Source organism: Magnetospirillum sp. 15-1 (genome assembly GCF_900184795.1).
Taxonomy (GTDB): Bacteria; Pseudomonadota; Alphaproteobacteria; order Rhodospirillales; family Magnetospirillaceae; genus Phaeospirillum.
This window is the reverse complement of record NZ_FXXN01000027.1, coordinates 356,065-375,191: the sequence shown is the minus strand read 5'-3', so window position 1 is coordinate 375,191 and position 19,127 is coordinate 356,065. Positions and strand designations below refer to the sequence as shown.

Annotated in this window: 19 protein-coding genes; 10 read left to right on the top strand and 9 right to left on the bottom strand. The window is 67.3% G+C overall.

Features of this window, described 5'->3' with window-relative positions; all coding sequences use genetic code 11:
- Nucleotides 1-124 precede the first annotated feature (124 nt).
- Nucleotides 125-997: a branched-chain amino acid aminotransferase gene (locus CP958_RS19995; protein ID WP_096703948.1), complete on the bottom strand. Its 873-nt coding sequence runs from the start codon at nucleotides 995-997 to the stop codon at nucleotides 125-127.
- 120 nt (nucleotides 998-1,117) lie between these two features.
- Between CP958_RS19995 and CP958_RS19990 the strand changes: the two genes are divergently transcribed.
- From CP958_RS19990 to CP958_RS19965, 5 genes are all read left to right on the top strand, one after another.
- Complete coding sequence (locus tag CP958_RS19990; RefSeq protein ID WP_096703947.1) at nucleotides 1,118-1,624, top strand: MarR family transcriptional regulator; 507 nt, start codon at nucleotides 1,118-1,120, stop codon at nucleotides 1,622-1,624.
- 3 nt (nucleotides 1,625-1,627) lie between these two features.
- Nucleotides 1,628-2,311, top strand: a complete 684-nt coding sequence (locus CP958_RS19985) for a response regulator (RefSeq protein WP_096703946.1) — start codon at nucleotides 1,628-1,630, stop codon at nucleotides 2,309-2,311.
- 33 nt (nucleotides 2,312-2,344) lie between these two features.
- Nucleotides 2,345-3,670 (top strand): ATP-binding protein, encoded by a 1,326-nt coding sequence (locus CP958_RS19980; protein ID WP_096703945.1) that lies wholly within the window; start codon nucleotides 2,345-2,347, stop codon nucleotides 3,668-3,670.
- 35 nt (nucleotides 3,671-3,705) lie between these two features.
- Entirely contained in the window at nucleotides 3,706-4,329 is a 624-nt protein-coding gene (locus CP958_RS19975) for a ParA family protein (RefSeq protein ID WP_096703944.1), read from the top strand.
- Nucleotides 4,330-4,954: 625 nt separating this feature from the next.
- On the top strand, nucleotides 4,955-6,181 hold the full coding sequence (locus tag CP958_RS19965) for an ATP-binding protein (protein ID WP_170959043.1): 1,227 nt from the start codon (nucleotides 4,955-4,957) through the stop codon (nucleotides 6,179-6,181).
- A gap of 179 nt (nucleotides 6,182-6,360) precedes the next feature.
- On the opposite strand, the gene CP958_RS19960 is transcribed toward CP958_RS19965, so the two are convergent.
- The 5 genes from CP958_RS19960 to cobT form a co-directional block, all read right to left on the bottom strand.
- Nucleotides 6,361-6,798, bottom strand: coding sequence for a phasin family protein (locus CP958_RS19960; protein WP_096703941.1), 438 nt, complete (start codon nucleotides 6,796-6,798; stop codon nucleotides 6,361-6,363).
- Between the two features lie 132 nt (nucleotides 6,799-6,930).
- Nucleotides 6,931-7,722, bottom strand: coding sequence for a pyrroline-5-carboxylate reductase (gene proC / locus CP958_RS19955; RefSeq protein ID WP_096703940.1), 792 nt, complete (start codon nucleotides 7,720-7,722; stop codon nucleotides 6,931-6,933).
- Between the two features lie 62 nt (nucleotides 7,723-7,784).
- Nucleotides 7,785-8,288 carry a YbjN domain-containing protein gene (locus CP958_RS19950; RefSeq protein ID WP_096703939.1) on the bottom strand — a complete coding sequence of 168 codons (504 nt, stop codon included), beginning with the start codon at nucleotides 8,286-8,288 and terminating at the stop codon, nucleotides 7,785-7,787.
- 453 nt (nucleotides 8,289-8,741) lie between these two features.
- On the bottom strand, nucleotides 8,742-9,062 hold the full coding sequence (locus CP958_RS19945; RefSeq protein ID WP_096703938.1) for an accessory factor UbiK family protein: 321 nt from the start codon (nucleotides 9,060-9,062) through the stop codon (nucleotides 8,742-8,744).
- Nucleotides 9,063-9,098: 36 nt separating this feature from the next.
- Nucleotides 9,099-10,118 carry a nicotinate-nucleotide--dimethylbenzimidazole phosphoribosyltransferase gene (gene cobT, locus CP958_RS19940; RefSeq protein ID WP_096703937.1) on the bottom strand — a complete coding sequence of 340 codons (1,020 nt, stop codon included), beginning with the start codon at nucleotides 10,116-10,118 and terminating at the stop codon, nucleotides 9,099-9,101.
- A 56-nt stretch (nucleotides 10,119-10,174) separates the two neighbouring features.
- Between cobT and cobS the strand changes: the two genes are divergently transcribed.
- On the top strand, nucleotides 10,175-10,954 hold the full coding sequence (gene cobS, locus CP958_RS19935; protein ID WP_096703936.1) for an adenosylcobinamide-GDP ribazoletransferase: 780 nt from the start codon (nucleotides 10,175-10,177) through the stop codon (nucleotides 10,952-10,954).
- Nucleotides 10,955-11,069: 115 nt separating this feature from the next.
- Nucleotides 11,070-11,669, top strand: coding sequence for a histidine phosphatase family protein (locus tag CP958_RS19930; protein ID WP_242443012.1), 600 nt, complete (start codon nucleotides 11,070-11,072; stop codon nucleotides 11,667-11,669).
- Between the two features lie 34 nt (nucleotides 11,670-11,703).
- On the opposite strand, the gene CP958_RS19925 is transcribed toward CP958_RS19930, so the two are convergent.
- The 3 genes from CP958_RS19925 to CP958_RS19915 form a co-directional block, all read right to left on the bottom strand.
- Entirely contained in the window at nucleotides 11,704-13,830 is a 2,127-nt protein-coding gene (locus CP958_RS19925; protein WP_096703934.1) for a TonB-dependent receptor, read from the bottom strand.
- A gap of 54 nt (nucleotides 13,831-13,884) precedes the next feature.
- Nucleotides 13,885-14,256, bottom strand: a complete 372-nt coding sequence (locus tag CP958_RS19920) for a DUF2946 family protein (RefSeq protein ID WP_141400582.1) — start codon at nucleotides 14,254-14,256, stop codon at nucleotides 13,885-13,887.
- Between the two features lie 75 nt (nucleotides 14,257-14,331).
- Nucleotides 14,332-14,907, bottom strand: a complete 576-nt coding sequence (locus tag CP958_RS19915; protein WP_141400581.1) for a hypothetical protein — start codon at nucleotides 14,905-14,907, stop codon at nucleotides 14,332-14,334.
- A gap of 158 nt (nucleotides 14,908-15,065) precedes the next feature.
- Between CP958_RS19915 and CP958_RS19910 the strand changes: the two genes are divergently transcribed.
- From CP958_RS19910 to CP958_RS19900, 3 genes are all read left to right on the top strand, one after another.
- Entirely contained in the window at nucleotides 15,066-15,644 is a 579-nt protein-coding gene (locus CP958_RS19910) for an ANTAR domain-containing protein (RefSeq protein WP_096703931.1), read from the top strand.
- A gap of 239 nt (nucleotides 15,645-15,883) precedes the next feature.
- Nucleotides 15,884-17,158 (top strand): MFS transporter, encoded by a 1,275-nt coding sequence (locus CP958_RS19905; RefSeq protein ID WP_096703930.1) that lies wholly within the window; start codon nucleotides 15,884-15,886, stop codon nucleotides 17,156-17,158.
- Nucleotides 17,159-17,169: 11 nt separating this feature from the next.
- Complete coding sequence (locus CP958_RS19900) at nucleotides 17,170-18,867, top strand: bifunctional protein-serine/threonine kinase/phosphatase (RefSeq protein ID WP_242443011.1); 1,698 nt, start codon at nucleotides 17,170-17,172, stop codon at nucleotides 18,865-18,867.
- Nucleotides 18,868-19,127: the final 260 nt, after the last annotated feature.

The window sequence follows — 19,127 nt, the reverse complement described above, 5'->3', positions numbered from 1 at the left end:
CCCGATCCGGTCGCAGCGCCCATCCTAATTCCCATGCGGAGCCTATTACGAAAGCCCAGAAAAGAAAATACCGGCTTTCCGCAGGTCCGTGGAAAATCACGAGGGCGCCGCGACCGCCCGTTAACTAGGCACGCACCAATGCGTCATAATCCGTTATCAATTGACGGGTAATATCGCCGGGCGTGAACGAGTAGGTCCCGATCTCGCGCACCGGGGTCACCTCGGCGGCGGTTCCGGTGAGGAAGCATTCGGACGCCTTGGTCATGTCCTCGGGGAAAATGGCCCGCTCCACCACCTTGATGCCGCGCTTCTTGGCCAGGGCGATCACCGTCTGGCGGGTGATGCCGTTCAAGAAGCAATCGGGCGTCGGGGTGTGGAGTTCATCGCCGAACACAAAGAAGATGTTGGCGCCGGTGGCCTCGGCGACTTGGCCGCGCCAGTCGAGCATCAGGGAGTCCTCGTACCCGTCGCCCTCGGCCTTGTGCTTGCTCATGGTGCAGATCATGTACAGGCCCGCTGCCTTGGACGCGGTCGGCGCGGTCTCGGGATGGGGGCGCTTCCAGGTGGAGACGTTGAGACGGATACCCTTCATGCGGGCCTCGGGGCTCCAGTAGCTGGGCCACGACCAGGTGGCCACCGCGAAGCGGATCTTGGTGGTCTGGGCGGCGACGCCCATCATCTCGCTGCCGCGCCACGCCACCGGACGGACGTAGCCGTCGACGATGTTGTTGGCCTTGACGGTGGCCATGGTGGCCTCGTCGATCTCTTCCACGGTCCACGGCACCTCGAAGCCGAGAATGCGGCCCGACTCGATCAGGCGCTGGGAATGTTCGCGCAGCTTGAACACCTTGCCGCCATACACCCGTTCGCCCTCGAACACACAGGACCCGTAATGCAGGCCGTGGGTCAGCACGTGGATCTTGGCGTCACGCCAGGGAACCAGCTTGCCGTCGAACCAGAGAAAGCCGTCGCGGTCGTCGAAGGGGAGGACTGACATGGTCGTTCCGTTCCAATAATGAGGTGGCAGCAGGGCGTGAGGTTGGAAAATTACCAATCTCTCTTGCATGGCGTAACATTTATAGGTCATATATGTCAACATGACTGACATAACCACGCCATGAGCGACATCAAGACCGGCATCAACCCGCTGTTCCTGCGCGAGGAGGAACTGCGGCAGGGGATCGAGCTGCTGTTCTTCGCCTATCGCGATTTCACCGCCGAGCCCGACGCCATCCTGGGAGAATACGGCTTCGGCCGCGCCCACCACCGGGTGATCTATTTCGTCGGCCGCCATCCCGGCATCACGGTCAGCGACCTGCTGGACATCCTGCGCATCACCAAGCAGAGCCTGTCCCGCGTGCTGGGCCAACTGGTGACCGAGACCTTCATCGTCCAGCGGCCGGGAGTGCGCGACCGCCGCCAGCGCCTGCTGGAGCTGACCGAAAAGGGGGTCGAACTGGAGCGCCTCCTGACCGAGCGCCAGCGCGCCCGCATCGCGCGGGCCTATCGCGAAGCCGGCGCCGAAGCGGTGGAAGGCTTCCGCAAGGTGATGCTGGGCCTGGTGGACGAGGCCGGTCGCGGCCGCTTCCCCGCCCGCGCCGCCGGGCCGCGCCGAGGAGCCTGAGCCATGGAAGACGCCCACATCCTGGTGGTGGACGATGACCGGCGCCTGCGCGAATTGCTGCGCAAATATCTTTCCGACAACGGCTATCTGGTGGCCACCGCCGCCGACGCCGTCGAGGCGCGTCAGTGCATGGCCGGGCTGGCCTTCGACATGATGGTGCTCGACGTCATGATGCCGGGCGAGGACGGCATGGCGCTGACCCGCTCGCTGCGGGCCGAGGGCAAGGGCCTGCCCATCTTGCTGCTGACGGCGCGCGGCGAGGTGGACGACCGCATCAAGGGACTGGAATCCGGCGCCGACGACTATCTGTCCAAGCCGTTCGAGCCGCGCGAACTGCTGCTGCGCGTCGCCTCCATCCTGCGCCGCAGTCCTCGCGACGAACCGGGGCCGACCAACGAGCTGCGCCTGGGCGCCTTCGTCTGGGACATGGGCCGCGCCGAACTGCGCCAGGACGACCAGCCGGTCCATCTGACCCAGGCCGAACGCGACCTGCTGTCCATCCTGGCCGAGGTGGCGGGCCAGGGAGTGTCGCGCGACGATCTGGCGGTCCGTACCGGCAACTCGGCCAATCCCCGCACCGTCGACGTCCAGGTGACCCGCCTGCGCAAGAAGATCGAGGACGACCCCAAGATGCCGCGTTATCTTCAGACGGTGCGCGGCATGGGCTATATGCTGCGCCCCGACTGATCGGGACACCCGGCGCTTGAGGGGCATGCGGCGATGACTCAACTGGGTACCTGGCTAAAGCGTCTGGCTCCGCAGGGTCTGCTGGGGCGGTCGCTGCTGATCATCGTCATGCCGCTGGTGGTGCTGCAACTGGTGTCGGCCTACGTCTTCTACGGCAGCCACTGGGAAACGGTCGCCAAGCGCCTGGCCAAGGGGCTGGCCGGCGACATCGGCTCGATCATCGAATCCATGCGGACCTTTCCGGGCGAGTCGGAGCGGCGGCTGATCCTGTCCATCGCCGCCAACAAGATGGAGCTGGACGCCCGCTTCCAGGCCGGCACCATCCTGCCCAACCAGCCGCGCGGCGCTCCGTCCGGTTTTCTCGAGCGCGCCCTGGCCGAGGCCATGGACGAACGGGTCCAGCGCCCCTACCGCATCGACGCCGAGACCCTGGAGCGCGAGGTGGTGATCCGCGTCCAGTTGTCCGACGGCATGCTGGAAATCTTCGCCCCCAAGAAGCGGCTGTTCAGTTCCACCACCTATGTCTTCATCCTGTGGATGCTGGGCACCGCCATGCTGCTGTTCGGCATCGCCACCCTGTTCATGCGCAACCAGGTGCGCAGCGTGCGCAAGCTGGCGGTGGCGGCGGACCGCTTCGGCAAGGGCCAGGACGTGGCCGACTTCAAGCCCGAGGGCGCCCGCGAGGTCCGTCAGGCCGCCCAGGCCTTCAACCTGATGCGCTCGCGCATCCAGCGCCAGATCCAGCAGCGCACCGAGATGCTGGCCGGCGTGTCCCACGACCTGCGCACCCCGCTGACCCGCATGAAGCTGCAACTGGCCATCATGGGCGACATGGAGGGGCGCGCCGAACTGGACGAGGACATCGCCGAGATGGAGCGCATGGTCGAGGGCTATCTGGCCTTCGCCCGGGGCGAGGGCAGCGAGCAGCCGGAACAGGCCGACCTGCCGGCCCTGGTGGACGAGGTGGTGGCCCGCTTCCGCCGCCAGGGCGCCATCATCGACCTGCACCACGAGGGCGAGATCGCCATGCCGCTGCGCCCGGATTCCATGGCCCGCGCGCTCGGCAACCTGATCGGCAACGCGGTGCGCTATGCCGGCCATGTCTGGGTGCGGGTGGGGTTGCGCGGCGATACGGCCGAGGTGCTGGTCGACGACGACGGCCCCGGCATCCCGCCCGACCGGCGGGAAGAGGTGTTCAAGCCGTTCACCCGCCTGGAAAGTTCGCGCAATCTGGCCACCGGCGGCGTCGGGCTGGGGCTGACCATCGCGCGCGACATCGTGCGCACCCACGGCGGCGAGGTGTTGCTGGAAGACTCGCCGCTGGGCGGATTGCGGGCTCGCGTGCGCCTGCCGTTGTGATAGGTTTTCCCGGCACGACAGAGGGGAAGCGGACCATGCGGACGGTGCTGGTGGGAAATATCAAGGGCGGCTGCGGCAAGACCACGCTGGCGACCCATATCGCCGCCGCCTTCGCCGCCAAGGGGCTGGTCACCGCCATCGGCGATTGCGACCGCCAGCGGTCCAGCCTCAACTGGCTGCGCCGCCGCCCCGCCACCCTGCCGGCCATCGCCGGACTGGACTGGTCCAAGGATGTGGGCTCGCCGCCCAAGGGGCTGGACCGGCTGGTGATCGACGCCCCCGCCGCCATGCACCACAAGGACGTCGAGGACCTGATCGACATCTCGGAAATCGTCGTCGTCCCGGTGCTGCCCGGCGCCTTCGACGAGGACGCCACCGCCCATTTCCTCGAGCGCCTCGCCAAGGTCAAGGCGGTACGCAAGAACAAGCGGGTGGTGGCGGTGGTGGGCAACCGCCTGCGGCCGGGCACCAAGGCCAGCGACCACCTGGACGGCTTCTTCGGCGGATTGGGCTTTCCCGTGGTGGCGCGCCTACGCGACAGCCAGATCTACACCGCCGTGGCCGCCGCCGGTTCGACGGTGCTGGAGGCGAACGATCGCCGTGCCCGCTCCTATGCCGCCGAGTGGGTTCCGCTGCTCGCGCTGATAGACGGCAAATAACCGTGGGCCGGAAAGCGGCGCGCATGATTTGCATTTTCGCCATTTCCCACCCCACCCCGTGATGGGCTAAGCTCGCCGCGATGCTTAGAGCGGCGGAGAGCGGCACAGTGCATCCCGCGGCGGTTCAGCCGACCCTTTCCCCGGATTCCGGATTCCGGCCGCCCGGCCTCCCGCCATATCCGTCTTCTGATCGCGGCGCTGGTGGCCGCCATCATGGCCCTGCTGGTGGGCGGCACCATCTTCTGGATCGTGGTGACACGCCACGAGACGCTGCGCGACGCGGATACCGGCCTGCGCCATACCGCGCATCTGCTGGCCGAGGCGGCGGCCTCCAACTTCATCACCGTCAACAAGGTGCTGCTCGCCACCGCCGAGGTGGCGGCGCTGCAGGAACGGAACACCGGCCTGCTGGCCTTCTTGCGGCGGCAATTGGCCGAGGCGCCCGCCGCCCGCGCCCTGCTGGTCATCGGCCCCGATGGCGTATCACGGGTGGCCACCAATCTGCCCGATCCCCACAAGCCGGTGGACCTTTCGGACCGCCCCTATTTCCGCCATCACATGGACGGCTCGTCCCCCGCCCTCTATGTCAGCGGAGTATCAAAGCCGCAACGACGGACGCTGGATCATGGTGCTGAGCCGGCGGATCGAGACACCGGACGGCGTCTTCGCCGGAGTGGTGGCCGCCACCATCAACCTGGAGCAGATGGCCTCGATCCTTCGGGCCGCCGCCAGCAATATCCGCGATTCCGCCCTGCTGGTCACCCCGGACGGCACCATCCTGGCGCGGACTCCCGATCACGAGCGGTATGTGGGCAAGTCCCTGGCGGGTTTCCCCGCCTTCGAGCGGACCAGGATCGAGGCCAATGGCAGCGGCGACATCGTCTCCCCCCTGGACGGGCACCGGCGGCTCTACGCCTTTCACAAGGCCAGCGGCCATCCGGTGATCGCCGTGACCTCCCGCGAGCAGGAAGCATTGCTGGCCGATTGGCGACGCCACAGCCTGCTGCTCGCGGCGGCGGCCACCCTGGTCGGCCTGGTCATCGGCACCCTGGCCCTGCTTCTCATCCAGCAACTGGTGCGGATACGCCATACCCTTGAGGAACTGGCGCAATCCCGCCTGGCCGCCGATGCCGCCAACCGGGCCAAATCCGCCTTCCTGGCCAATATGAGCCACCAGCTGCGTACGCCGCTCAATGCCATCATCGGCTTTTCGGATGCTCTGATGCTCGGTATTCCGGGCCATTCCCGCCAGACGCTCTGCCATGACTATCTCGGTCACGTCCAGACATCGGGGCGCCATCTCCTGGCGCTGATCAACGACATTCTCGATCTGTCCAAGATCGAGGCCGGCCGGGCGGAAGTGGAAGCCCGCCCCACCGCCATCGCCACCTTGGTGGAGGAATGCGCCGGGATCATTCGGCCCCGGGCCGAGGCCAAGGACATCTCGTTGACCATCGCCGGCCTGGACCCGGATCCGGTGGCGACCGTCGACCCGCGCCGCCTGCGCCAGATTCTGCTCAATCTGCTGTCCAACGCCGTGAAGTTCACCCCCGAGGGCGGGCGGATCATCCTGGAGGTGGAAAGCGATGCCGAGCAGCTTTCCCTGACGGTCAACGATACCGGCATCGGCATGACGCCGGAGGAAGTCGCCGTCGCCCTGACGCCATTCGGGCAGAACCCGTCGGAACTGGCCAAGCCGGAGGCCGGAACCGGCCTGGGATTACCGCTATCCAAGCATCTGACGGAGCTGCACGGCGGCTCCATGTCCATCGCCAGCATTCCGGGACGCGGCACCACGGTCACCGTCAACATCCCGCTGCCACCGACCGCCGGCCAGAGCGGCGTGCCTTAACGCCCGTTGAGGGCGCGGCCAAGGGCACGGATGCGCCCGCCCGGCGGGGGAAAATGGTAAAGCCTTAGCGTGATGCACATTTTCGGCGTCACGCTATGGACCATCGCGCCGGAAACGAAACGGCCGCCCCCCTTTCAGGGAGCGGCCGTCGGCGTATCATCCCTCGACGGACGAGAGGATTACTTCTTGCCGGCCTTGGTGAAGACCTCGCGGGCCTCGTCCAGGCTCTGGGTGAAGCGCTTGTTCAGCAGGTCGAAAGCCTCGGAATTGGCCTTGGCGATCATCTCGGCCAGCTCGCGGGCGTTGGACAGGGCGCGCTCGAAGGCGTCCTTGGCGAATTCGGCCTGCTTGGCGGCCTTGTCCTGGGGAGAGCCGGGCTCGGCGAAATCCTTGGAGACCTGGGCGACCTCGTCCATGGTCTGACGCAGGATCTCGACCTGACGCTTGACCACGTTCTGCAGGCCCTCGAAGGCCAGCTTGTTCGCCTGGGTCAGCGCTTCGATATTCTTGCGCTGATTGGCGACGATGGTCTCGACGTCAACGCCGGGAACCTTGAAATCGCCCAGATACTTGGCGACGTCGAAATCAAAGAACTGCTCTGCCTGCTTGCCGGCCATGATAGAATCTCCAACCCGTATATTTTTGTTGCGGTGCAGCAAACATAGTCGCAACGACGGTTTCGAGTCAAACGGAGTCGTAGTGAACGCACCGCATAATATCAAAATGCCTATTTCGCACTGACGGAATGGTTATCCCGCCAGCTCGCGGCCCCGGTGGGTGGCGGCGGCCACCGCCTCGGTCATCAGGCTAGGAATTCCATGGCTTTCAGCCATCAGGACCGACAGCGCCGCCGCCGTAGTTCCGCCCGGCGACGTGACGTTCTTGCGCAACTGTTCGGCGGTGTCCGCCGACTGGCGCAGCAGCTCGCCGGCCCCCGCCACGGTGGCCCGCGCCAGCCGTTCGGCCAAGGCGGGTGGCAGCCCCTGGGCCAGACCGGCGGCCTCCATGGCCTCGGCCAGCAGGAAGATGTAGGCGGGGCCGGAACCGGATACGGCGGTGACCACGTCCATCAGTCCCTCGTCCTCGACCCAGCCGACCTCACCGACCGCTTCCAGCAGCGACTGGCAAAGGTCGCGCGCTCCAGTCGGCACCCCCGCCTCGGCACAGCACACGGTGATGCCGCGCCGCACCGCCGCCGGGGTGTTGGGCATGGCCCGCACGATGATGGCCTTAGCCCCCAGCCGCTGCCGGAAGAAGGCGATGGTCTTGCCGGCGGCGATGGACAGGAACACGGAGCGCTCGAAGCGGGCATAGGGCGGCACCACCTCGGCCATCACCTGCGGCTTGACGGCGAAGATCACCACGTCGGGAGCGAAGTCCGAAGGAACGGCCGCGTCCGAGGCCACCACCCGCACCGCTCCCAGATCGGGAGACGAGGGTTCGACCACCACCACGTCGCCGGATGAAACGCCGCGTTCGAGCCAGCCGGCCAGCATGGCCGAGCCCATCTTGCCGCAACCGACCAGCAGAATCTTGGTCATGGAAAATACTCCGTACCCCGGTCTATCAGGACGACCGGCATGGCACGGAGAGCGGAGCGAAGTCAAGCTTCGCCCACAGTCTCCAGCAGCGAGGCGGCAATGGCCTCGGCGGCGGTCTTGCCGCCCCAGATGACGAACTGGAAGGCGGGATAAAAGCGCTCGCACTCGGTGACGGCGATGTCCACCAGATCCTCGACCTGCTCGGGAGCGAACCCCGCCCCGCCGCGCAGCAGCGAGGTGTGGCGGAACATGGGCACGCCCTCGTCCTCCCACAGGCCGAAATGGCCGATCCACAGCTTCTCGTTCAGGGTAGCGAGCAGTTCGTGGACCACCGCCCGGCGGGCCGGCGGAATCTTCATGTCGAAGGCGCAGGTGAAGTGCATGGCCCCCATGTCTTCGCGCCAGGCGAAATAAAGGCTGTAATTGCACCACTGGCCGGGAGCCTCGGCGGCCAGTTCCTCGTCATTGCGCCGGTCGAATGCCCAATCGTTGGCGGCGACGACTTGCTCGACGAGATCGACGGGATTGATCTGGGGCTCTTCCTGATACGTGGCGGTCAAGGTCATGCCTGTGCCCTCCCTTGGCATGGCTACCGTCGATTCCAATGGCTCGAATCAAAAGATTGTGTTCGCGCCTGCGGAATTTACACAAGGGGTAGCCTACCCAAACGCCAACGACGGGCGCAAGGCTTTATTTACGGAGTATTTATGAATTTATGTGGATAACCCTGGATTTGCCCAGTCAGGCCCTCAATCACCGGGCGCGGGCCTCCGCCCGCTTGGCTCCCGCGCCATAAGGCGCGCGGCCCCTTGGGCCTAGGTGTTTCAAAGTCCCTCAATCGCCGGGCGCGGGCCTCCGCCCGCTTGGCTCCCGCGCCATAAGGCGCGCGGCCCCTTGGGCCTAGGTGTTTCAAAGTCCCTCAATCGCCGGGCGCGGGCCTCCGCCCGCTTGGCTCCCGCGCCATAAGGCGCGCGGCCCCTTGGGCCTAGCCATGCCCCAAGGGGCATGGCGTCACGGGATCAGACGCCCTTGGGTGTGGCCTTGGGCTTGGGGGCCGCCTTGGGCTTGGCCGGAGCCGGAGCGGTAGCGGACAGGGCGGCCAGCCTGGCCTCCAGCTCGTTGATGCGGGCGGCCTGGGTCTCCTGCTCCTCGCGGGCCTTGATGGCCATGGCCCGCACCACCTCGAACTCCTCGCGCGGGACCAGATCCAGGCTGGAGGTGAAGCGTTCGAACTGCTGGCGCACCATCGCCTCCATCTCGGCGCGCAGACCGGACAGCGCGCCCAGCGCACCGGATGCGACACGGGCGAGATCGTCGAAGAAGGGCTTCTGGCTTTGCATGATGGCCTCTTGGAAAAACGGTGAACTATTATGGCCCTATGCGTCGTCCTTGTCACTGACTCCCGCCTCGGCGAAGGTCGCCATGCCGGTGTGGCAGGCGACGGCGGCCTTGAGCACCCCCACCGCCAAGGCCGCGCCCGAGCCTTCGCCCAGCCGCATGCCCAGGTCGAACAGCGCGGTCTTGCCCAAGGCGGCCAGCAGGCGCCGGTGGCCCGGCTCCACCGAGACATGGCCGACCATGCAATGGTCCAGCGCGCCCTTGACCTCGGACTCCAGGGCGGCCACCGCCGCCGTGGTGACATAGCCGTCCAGCAGCACCGGCACCCGCTTCAGCCGGGCCGCCAGCACCGCGCCGGCCATGGCCGCCAGTTCGCGGCCGCCCAGACAGCGCAGGATATCCAGCGGGGCGAGCCCCTTGTGCCGGGCCACGCCCTGGCCCACCACCTCGATCTTGCGGGCCAGGGCACCGCCCTCGACACCGGTGCCGCGCCCGGTCCAGTCGGCCGCCTCGCCGCCGAACAGCGCCGCCGATACCGCCGCCGCCGGGGTGGTGTTGCCGATGCCCATCTCGCCGATCACCAGCACGTCGGCGCCGTCGGGCACCGCATCCATGCCCGTCCGGAAGGCCGCGACGAACTCCGCCTCGTCCAGGGCCGGGCCTTGGGTGAAGTCGGCGGTGGGGCGATCGAGGTCGAGGGCCAGCACATCCAACTCGATGCCGAAGGTGCGGCACAGCTGGTTGATGGCGGCGCCGCCGCGCTGGAAATTGGCGACCATCTGCACGGTCACCTCGGCGGGAAAGGCCGAGACGCCCAGCGCCGCCACGCCGTGATTGCCGGCGAACACCCGGGCCACCGGACGAATCATGGCCGGCGGGTGGCGGCCCTGCCAGGCGGACAACCAGGCGGACACCTCTTCCAGGCGGCCCAGCGAGCCGGCCGGCTTGGTCAGTTGGGGCTCGCGCGCCGCCCAGGCGGCCGAGGCCGCCGCATCGGGGCCAGGCATGCCGGCCAGCAGGGAGCGGATCTGGGCAACGCTAGAAATAGACGAATTCAAGGAATTTCTCCCCAACATATTGCGGCTCGGCCTTGGTCGTCCTATAAACCATCGCCATGAGCGAGTCACCTGTCATCGACGACAATCCGCCACCGCGATCCTGGCTGGGCGATGCCCATCTGGCGGCGGTGTTCCTTACCCGTCTGCCACTGCCCGATGCCGGCATGGGCGATCTGGCGCGATCCATGCGCGCTTTCCCCCTGGTCGGACTCGGCCTGGGTCTGGGAGCCGCGGCCGTCGCCTGGGCGGCGGCAAGCGTTCTGCCCGCCCTGCCCGCCGCCCTGCTGGCCGTCCTGTCCCTGATCCTGGCCACCGGCGCCCTGCACGAGGACGGCCTTGCCGATCTGGCCGACGGGCTGGGAGCGCGCGGCGATCGCGAGCGCCGGCTGGAGGTGATGCGCGATTCCCGCAGCGGCGCCTTCGGGGTGCTGGCCCTGATCTTCACGGTGGGCCTGCGGGCCTCGGCCCTGGCAGCCGTTCCCGTGGGCTGGAGCCAATGCGCCGCCCTGGTCGCCGCCTCGGCCCTGTCGCGCGCCCTGATCCCCGCCGCCATGCAGGTGATGGGGCCGGCGCGCCCGGACGGACTGGGAGCCGGAGCCGGCTGTCCCGACGCCACCGTCGCCGCCACCGCCGCCGGGTTGGGCCTGCTGGCCTGCCTGATCGGCCTGGGCCTCGGCGGCACCCTGGCCGCCCTGCTGGCCGCCCTGGCGGCGGGCGGCGCCGTGGTGTGGATCGCCCGCCGGGCGCTGGGCGGCTATACCGGCGACGTGCTGGGCGCCGTGCAGCAGGCGGTCGAAATCGGCGTGCTGCTGGCCGCCGCGGGAGTCCTGTCATGAGCGAGGCGGAGCCGAAGCGCGGCGCCATTGAGGCGCCCGAAGCGAAGCGAAGGAAAGCCAAGGGTTTCGAAGAAACCCGCCCGGCGATTGAGGGGCAGAAAGGATGAGTCAGAGCGTGACCCGTTGGTGGCTGCTGCGCCATGCCCCGGTGCCCTGTCCGCACGGTCGCATCCACGGCCGCCTGGACGTGGCCTGCGACACCTCGGAGGACGAGGTCTTCCAATCCCTGGCCCGCGCCCTGCCGGTCAATCCGGTCCTGGTGGAAAGCGGCCTGATCCGCTGCCGCCAGACCGCCGGAGCGCTGGAAGCCGCCGGCCTGCTGCTGCCGCCGCCCATGATCGAGCCCGATCTGGCCGAGCAGGATTTTGGCCGTTGGCAGGGCCGGTCGTGGATGGATCTGGAAGCGGCCAAGGACCCGGATCTCGCCGCCTTCTGGGCCAATCCCGCCGAGGCCACTCCGCCGGGAGGCGAGAGCTTCGCCGCCATGGTGGAACGGGTGCGCGCCGCCCTGGAGCAGATCACCGCCGCCCAGGCGGGCCGCGACATCCTGGCGGTGGTTCATGCCGGAACGGTGCGCGCCGCCCTGGCGGTGGCGCTGGGCATCACGCCGGAACAGGCGCTGCGCTTCGCGGTCAAGCCGCTGTCGCTGACCCGTCTGGATTCCACGGCTTCGGGCTGGCGCATCGAGACGGTCAACGCCCAGCCCTACGCCTGAACCCGAGGGGGCGAGGCCCCCTCGGTCCGCGGGATCAGAACTTCATCGTGATACCGGCGTTGAACGACCGGCCGGGGGCCGGTAAGGCCCCCACCTGGCCGGTGGACTTGTGGCGCGACCATTCGGAATAGTCGACGCCGCCCAGCGGATGGTAATAGCGCTTGTCGAATAGGTTATCGATGCCGAGATTGATCAGGAAATTCTCCCACTCATAGCCGCTACGCAGGTTGAGCAGGGCGTAGCCGGGCGTCTTGGGCTCGCGGCGGAGCGGGTCGACTCCGGCCTTGGTGCCGACCAACTGCGCCTCGACGGCATTGGTCCAGCCGCCCATTCCGTGCTCGATGGCGGCTTTGCCGTTGATGGGCATGACGTGGTACATGGCCTTGCCGGTATTGACCATCTCGCCGTGCAGCCAACCGATGGTGCCCGACAGCTTGAAGTCGCCATAGCCGGTGTCGCGGGCCACGAAGGTGCTGCCCGAGAAATCGACGCCGGACATCATGGCGTCGTGGTTGGCGAACTTCAGCAGCGGGAAGACCGAGCTGCGCGTGGTGGTGCTGCCGACCATGTCGACGCCGATATAGTCGGCGATATAGGTGAAGTAGGGCGTCATCTTCGCCGCCCACTCCTTGCGACCCGCGTCATGTAGGGCGAAGGAGGTGCTGACCGTGTGGGCCACCTCCGGCCGCAATCCGGGATCGCCCACATAGCCGTTGGCGTCGCCGAACCAGTTGATCATGGCGCTGTCCATGGAGGTGGTGGACCAGGAATAGCGCTCGTAAAGGCTGGGCGAGCGGGACTTCCTGGCATAGCCAAACTCGTTGGTGCTGGCCTCATTGGGCTCGTAGCGGACCTGGGCGGTGAGGTCGAAGTTGAAATCGGTCTTGGCGTGGTTCTTGGCGTTGAAGGCCGCCGCGTCGTTGGCCTCGGTCCCCGAGGTAGCATAGCCCGCCACGTTGCCGGTATCCATCAGGACCGTATCGCTGCGCACGCCCAGCAAGGTGGTCCATTGCGGCGACCACTTCTCCTCCCATTCGGCGAAGGCGCTGATCACGTCGCGGGTGCCGCCATTGATGGATTTGAAGGTGTTGGGCGACATCATCATGCTGCCCGCCACCGGCGGCCACCAGTCATCAAGCAGAAAGCGGTGGAACTCCTGGCCGACCCGAACAGTCTTGCCATCCGAGACCCGGATATCGCCCTTGACGGCATAGCCCAGATCGGTAGCGTCGGTGCGCATGGGCATCTGCCCGCCCTTTTCACTGGCGATCTGGTCCATGGCGTGCCTGACCTGCTGCCAGTAGGCGCGGGCCTCCAGCCTGCCCCAGTCGAACTCGCCCTCGTAGCGCCCATTGCCGTGCACGCCCTTGTTGCCGGTCATGTCCATGTGCTGGTTCGAGAACCCCTGATAGGGGATGTCGTGCTGGCCGGCTTCGAGAATCACCAGGTGCCCTTCGTGCCGGGCGCCGAAGGTCAGGGCGTGGTTGCGGGCCTCGTAAAGGGTGGAAAGGACCGCCCGGTGGTCGCCGCCGGCATAATAGTCGCGGCCCTTGGACCACGATCCGTCGTAACCCAGGCTGAAGGTCTCGTCGGCGCCGTGCAGGGCAAGCGAACCGCCCACCCCGTCGTTGACGCTCTTATAGAAGGCCGACATGCGGCCGCCCAGCTTGTAGCCCTCGCCCTGCCGGGCGAAGGCGGGAGACGCCGACTTCACGGAAATCACGCCGCCGATATTGTCGCCGCCGGCGCTGACCGGGGTGATGCCGCTCCACACCTCGACCTTGTCGACCTTGGAAGCATCCATATAGGACAGCGGCGGATTCATGTGGTTGGAGCAGGCCGAGGTGACCTCCATGCCGTCCACCACGATCTTCAGCCGGTCGTCGGCCAGGCCGTGGATGTCGGGCAGGCTGGAGACGCCGCCGTTGGTGATGAGGTTGAGGCCCGACGTGCCCGACAGCAGCTTGGCGGTGTCGCCGCCGGCATTGGTCCTGGCGTCGGCGGGCACGCTGAAGCGGGGCGCGGTGATCACCACCTCGGGAATGTCCTCGGCCAGGGCGGGAGCAATACCGGTAAGGACGAAGCTGGTCAGAAAAGTCGTGGCAAGCAAGCGGACGCGGCCATGCCGGCGTCCGCCACGATGAATCGCGTGGCGGGTCATGATGTTCCTCGATGAATGAATCGCTGAAGGCGGCCCGAACAGGCGGGCCGTTATCTAGGCGGCGAGGAACGGAGGGGCGCGGGCGGGATGGACGGTGAAGGGCGGCTCGTCCGGCGCGGGCGAGGGCGTCGGCACCGCCCGTACGGCGACCACCATGCCGAGCGGCCGCACGGACAGCGGCGCGGGCGGCAGGATCTTGCCGGACAGGACGCAGCAATGGCCGCCGCAATCATGGCCGGTTCCGCCGGCCTTGGCCGGGTCGGCCACATGGCCGGCAGCGGCGCAGACGTCGTCGGCGACAAAGGAATCCGGCCCGCCGGCCCCCAGCACCGCCGGAACCGGCGGCATGGTGCCCAGCAGCAAGGCAACCGCCAGCAGCCACGCTGCCGCGCGCCTGATCCAGCTGCCTTCCCTTATCCCGGTCATGTAATGGCACCCCTTGCGAGCCGCGACCCTATGGCCGGAACTACCCCCTCGCAAGGCTACCAAAAGTCTAGGAGATTAATGCTTCCCCTTTTTGTCGTCTTTCTTTTCCTCTCGTTTCTCTTCTTTGTTGAGGACGATGGGAACCGTCGACGTCAGCTTGACGGTCAGCGGGCACATTTCGGTTTCCTCGCCCGCCTTCACGCACTTGGCCGGCGGCCAGTCGTAGCTGCTGGTGGGAACCAGGGTGAGTTGGGTCGCCCCCAGGGTGCACGAGAACAGGCGTCCGGTGCGGCCGTTGGGCGGCAGGGACAGGACGGTGATCACCCAATTGTCCACCAGTTCGTCCTTGGCCCCGAAGGTGCGGCCGATGAAGCCCAGCGCCACCGTGGCCGAGGAATAGTTCTCGATGGTGAAGTTGACCCGGCACTTGGCCGAGCCGGTGCCCGCCCACATGGTGGCGCTGATCGAGACCACTCCCAGGCTTTCGCTGGCCTGGGGCGGCGGCACCACGATTTCCCGCGGGCCGGGCAGGGTCGCCCACATGGCGCCCTGGGATTCACCGCCGCCTTCCTTGCCGCCCTTGCCGCCGGCCATGGCCGGAAAGGCCGCCAGGGCCACGAGCAGAGCCGCCATCATGATCGATCGGGTCACCTTCGCTCCGCTCCTCGTCCACCGCTTCTTCGAGGGTAGCACCCCCACCGGCCATTGCAATGCCCGGCCGATCGCCTAAGTTCCGGAAAGGGGCGCTTCCGGAGACAACTGGCATGACGCATGCTTGTTTACCGGGACCATTGCAGCAAGGACGGGTCATGGGATTGCGGGTCATCGTGGTGGACGACGAGCGCGACCGGGCGGAAATGGTCCGCGACGCCCTGCAGGCGGACGGCTTCACCGTGGTGGCGGTGTTCGCCAGCGGTGCCGGCCTGCCCGCCCGGATCGCGGAACTGGCCGCCGACGTGATCATCGTCGACATCGACTCCCCCGACCGCGACACGCTGGAGGACATGCGCCGGGTCGGCATCGAGCAGGGCCGACCGGTGGTGATGTTCGCCCAGGACGGCAAGCCCGAAACCATCAAGGCGGCGGTGGAGGCCGGGGTTTCCGCCTATGTGGTCGACGGGCTGAAGCCCGACCGGGTCCGCCCGGTGATCGACGTGGCCATCGCCCGCTTCGCCCAGTTCCAGTCCCTGCGCGGCGAACTGGACAAGGCGCGGACCACGCTCGCCGAGCGCAAGCAGATCGAAAAGGCCAAGGGCATCTTGATGAAACGGCGCAAGGTCGAGGAGGACGAGGCCTATCGCCTGATGCGGCGCATGGCCATGGACCAGAAGCAGCGCCTGATCGACGTGGCCAACAAGATCATCGACGCCGCCGAGTTGCTCGGCTGATCTGCCGCTTTTTTAATCCGCACATTATCTACAGATTAAAATTTAGGCATGCGCACTGCGGAGCCGGCACTGTTCCGCCGGTTTCCGGACTGGCACGGCCATTGCTTTTGCTTTCCCTAAATCGGTCTGGCCTCAACGACGAGGCCCGGCCCGGGACAAAGGCGTTCCACGAATCGACGGCCCCGCCGGGGGTGTCCGTCCGTTCGCGGAGCGCCTTTTTTGCTGGAGGGATCAAAGCGATGAATTTAAAGGATTTCAAGAAGGCGGGACACTGGCCGACACTGCTGGCCTCGTTCCTTTATTTCGATTTCAGCTTCATGGCCTGGGTCACCCTCGGCCCGCTGATCGTCTATATCGCCAAGGAGCTTAATATCCCGGTGGGCGAGAAGTTCACCATGGTCGCCATCCCCATCCTGGCCGGCGCCATCCTGCGGGTGCCCATGGGCATCTTCTGCGACCAGTTCGGCGCCAAAATCACCGGCACCGTCGCCCAGATCATCGTCATTCTGGGCGTCGCCTATGCCTGGCAGTTCGGCCTGCACAGCGTTCTCGAGGTCGAGATGCTGGGCGTGATCCTCGGCCTGGCCGGCGCCTCGTTCGCCGTCGCCCTGCCCCAGGCCAGCAAGTGGTATCCGCCCCAGTACCAGGGCATCGTCATGGGGATCGCCGGCGCCGGCAACATGGGCACCGTGCTCGACGCCCTGATCATCCCGTCCCTGGCCGAGAAGTACGGCTGGCAGACCGCCCTCGCCACCCTGCTGATCCCGCTGGTCCCCACCCTGCTGTTCTACGTGGTGTTCTCCAAGGAGGCGCCGGTGGCCCGCAATCCGGTGACCCTGGCCAAGTACAAGGCCATCTTCGCCGACCGGGACAGCTGGTGGTTCATGTTCTTCTACTTCATCACCTTCGGCGGCTTCGTCGGCCTCGCCAATTCGCTGCCGCTCTACTTCACCATCCAGTACCACGTGTCCGGCGTGACCGCCGGCCTGATGGTCGCCATCGTGGTGATGTTCGGTTCGTGCTTCCGTCCGGTGGGCGGCTACGTGGCCGACCGCATCGGCGGCATCCGCACCCTGCTGGTGCTGTTCTCCATCGTCTCGGCCACCTATCTGGGTATCGCCTTCCTGGGCGCCGGCCCCGCCCCCGCCAATGCCGGCACCGGCGCGGTGGCCGGCTGGTCCATGGCCAGCATGCCGGTGGAAGCCTGGCGGGCCGTGCTGGTGTTCTCGGTGGGCGTGCTGTGCCTCGGCATGGGCAACGGCGCCGTGTTCCAGTTGATCCCGCAGCGTTTCCGTGGCGAGATCGGAACCATGACGGGGCTGGTGGGCTGCTTCGGCGGCATCGGCGGCTTCTTCCTGGCCAAGACTCTGGGCATGTCCAAGGAAATGACCGGCAATTTCGGCATCGGCTTCCTGTTCTTCAGCGCCCTGGTGGCGGTGGGCTGGATCGCCCTGTTCGGGGTGAAGCGGCGCTGGCGCACCACCTGGGGCGCGGCATCGGGCGCCCGCGTCTGATGACAGGGTCCTTGCGCGTTCGCGTCGGCTTCGCCAGCCAAACGGGGCGGCGCGAACGCAACGAGGACTTCGTCGGCGCCTGTCTGGGCAGCGACGGCCAGATCGCCCGAAGGGGTGTTCTGGCCGCCCTGGCCGATGGCATGGGCGGCGCCAAGGGCGGGCGCGAGGCCGCCGAGGTGACGGTGCGCGGCTTCCTCGACGGCTATTTCGAGCAGCCCGAGACCCTGGGCCCCCAGCGCAACGCCACCAGGGTGATCGACACCCTCAACCGCTGGGTCCACACGGTGGGCCGCACCGATACCACCCTGGCCGGCATGGCCTGTACCTTCACCGGTCTGGTGGTGGCGGGGCGCACCCTGCACGTGCTCCATGTGGGCGATTCGCGGCTCTACCGCCTGGCCGGCGAGCATCTGTCGCGCCTCACCCAGGACCACGTCATGAACCGGGCAGGCATGAGCCACGTCCTGCTGCGGGCCATCGGCCTGGAGGATTCGGTACGGCTGGACTATGCCCACCACCCGGTCTCGCCCCATGACCGGCTGATGCTGTGCAGCGACGGCGTGCACGGGGTACTTTCCGACCCCGCGATCGCCGCCATCCTGGGCAGACGCTCGGCCCCCGAGGACACCGCCCACGAACTGGTGGCCGCCGCCCTGGCGGCGGGGGGCGACGACAACGCCAGCGCCCTGGTGCTGGACATCATCGACGTGCCGGACATGGACCAGGACAGCCTGGGCCTCGCCTTGGCGCCGCTGCCCATCGGCGACCTGCCCCGAGTGGGCGAGACGGTCGACGGCTACCGCCTGGAGCGGCAATTGTCCGACGGCCGCTACTCCCGCCTGTTCCTGGGGCGCGACGGAGCCGGGGGCCGTCAGGTGGTGCTGAAATTCCCCCACCCCCGCGTCGCCAGCGAGGCCACCTACAAATCCGCCTTCCTGCGCGAGGCGTGGATCGCCGCCAGGGTGCGCAGCCCGTGGATCGCCGAGGTGCTGGAGCCCGCCCCCGACCGGCAGTCGCGGCTTTACTCGGTAATGCCGTTCTACGAGGGCGAGACCCTGGAGGCCCGCCTGAAGCGCAAGCCACCGCTCGGCCTGGAGGAGGGCCTGGACATCGCCATCAAGCTGGGCAAGGCGGTGGCGACGCTGCACCGGGCCGGGATCATCCATCGCGACATCAAGCCCGACAACATCATCCTGGAGAAGGGCGACTCGCTGCGCCTGCTCGACCTCGGAGTGGCCCGGATACCGCGGCTGGAGGAATTCCGCGCCGAGGACATTCCCGGCACCGCCAGCTTCATGGCCCCCGAGCTGTTCGCCGGCGAGGCGGGAGCCGAGGCCTCGGACCTGTTCGCCATGGCCGCCACCCTGTTCCGCGCCTTCACCGGCGCCTATCCCTTTGGCGAGATCGAGCCGTTCTCGCGGCCACGCTTCGGCCGCCCGGCCTCGCTGACCCAGTTGCGCCCCGACCTGCCCTCCTGGCTGGAGGCGGCCATCACCCGCGCCCTGTCGCCCGGCCCCGGCGACCGCCAGGGCGACGTCATCGAGTTCGTGCTGGAACTGGAGCACGGCTCCGCCCTTGTCGAACCGCCCCCCATCAAGAAGCCACCGCTTTACGACCGCGACCCGGTGCGCTTCTGGCAGGCCGTCTCGGCTCTGCTGGCCGCCGCGCTGCTGGTCGCCCTTGCTGTGAGATTAAATTTTAATCAGTGATTTTTTCACAGATTAAAAAATAGGCAGCCCTGCCAACCAACCCTCGCCAAACCGCCATTCCCGCCTTGGCACGGGGCATGCAAAGCAGGATAGGAGTTTTATGAATGCGGCAGCGAGCCTCAATGGCGAGGCCCCGCCGCCCCAAGATCAAGCCCCCCGGCCGCAACGAAGCGGCCATGGGGCGAAGGAACAAAGGCGTTCCACGGAAAATCGGCGCAGCCCCCCTGCGGGGACCGGCGCCGGGCATTCCGGGGAACGCC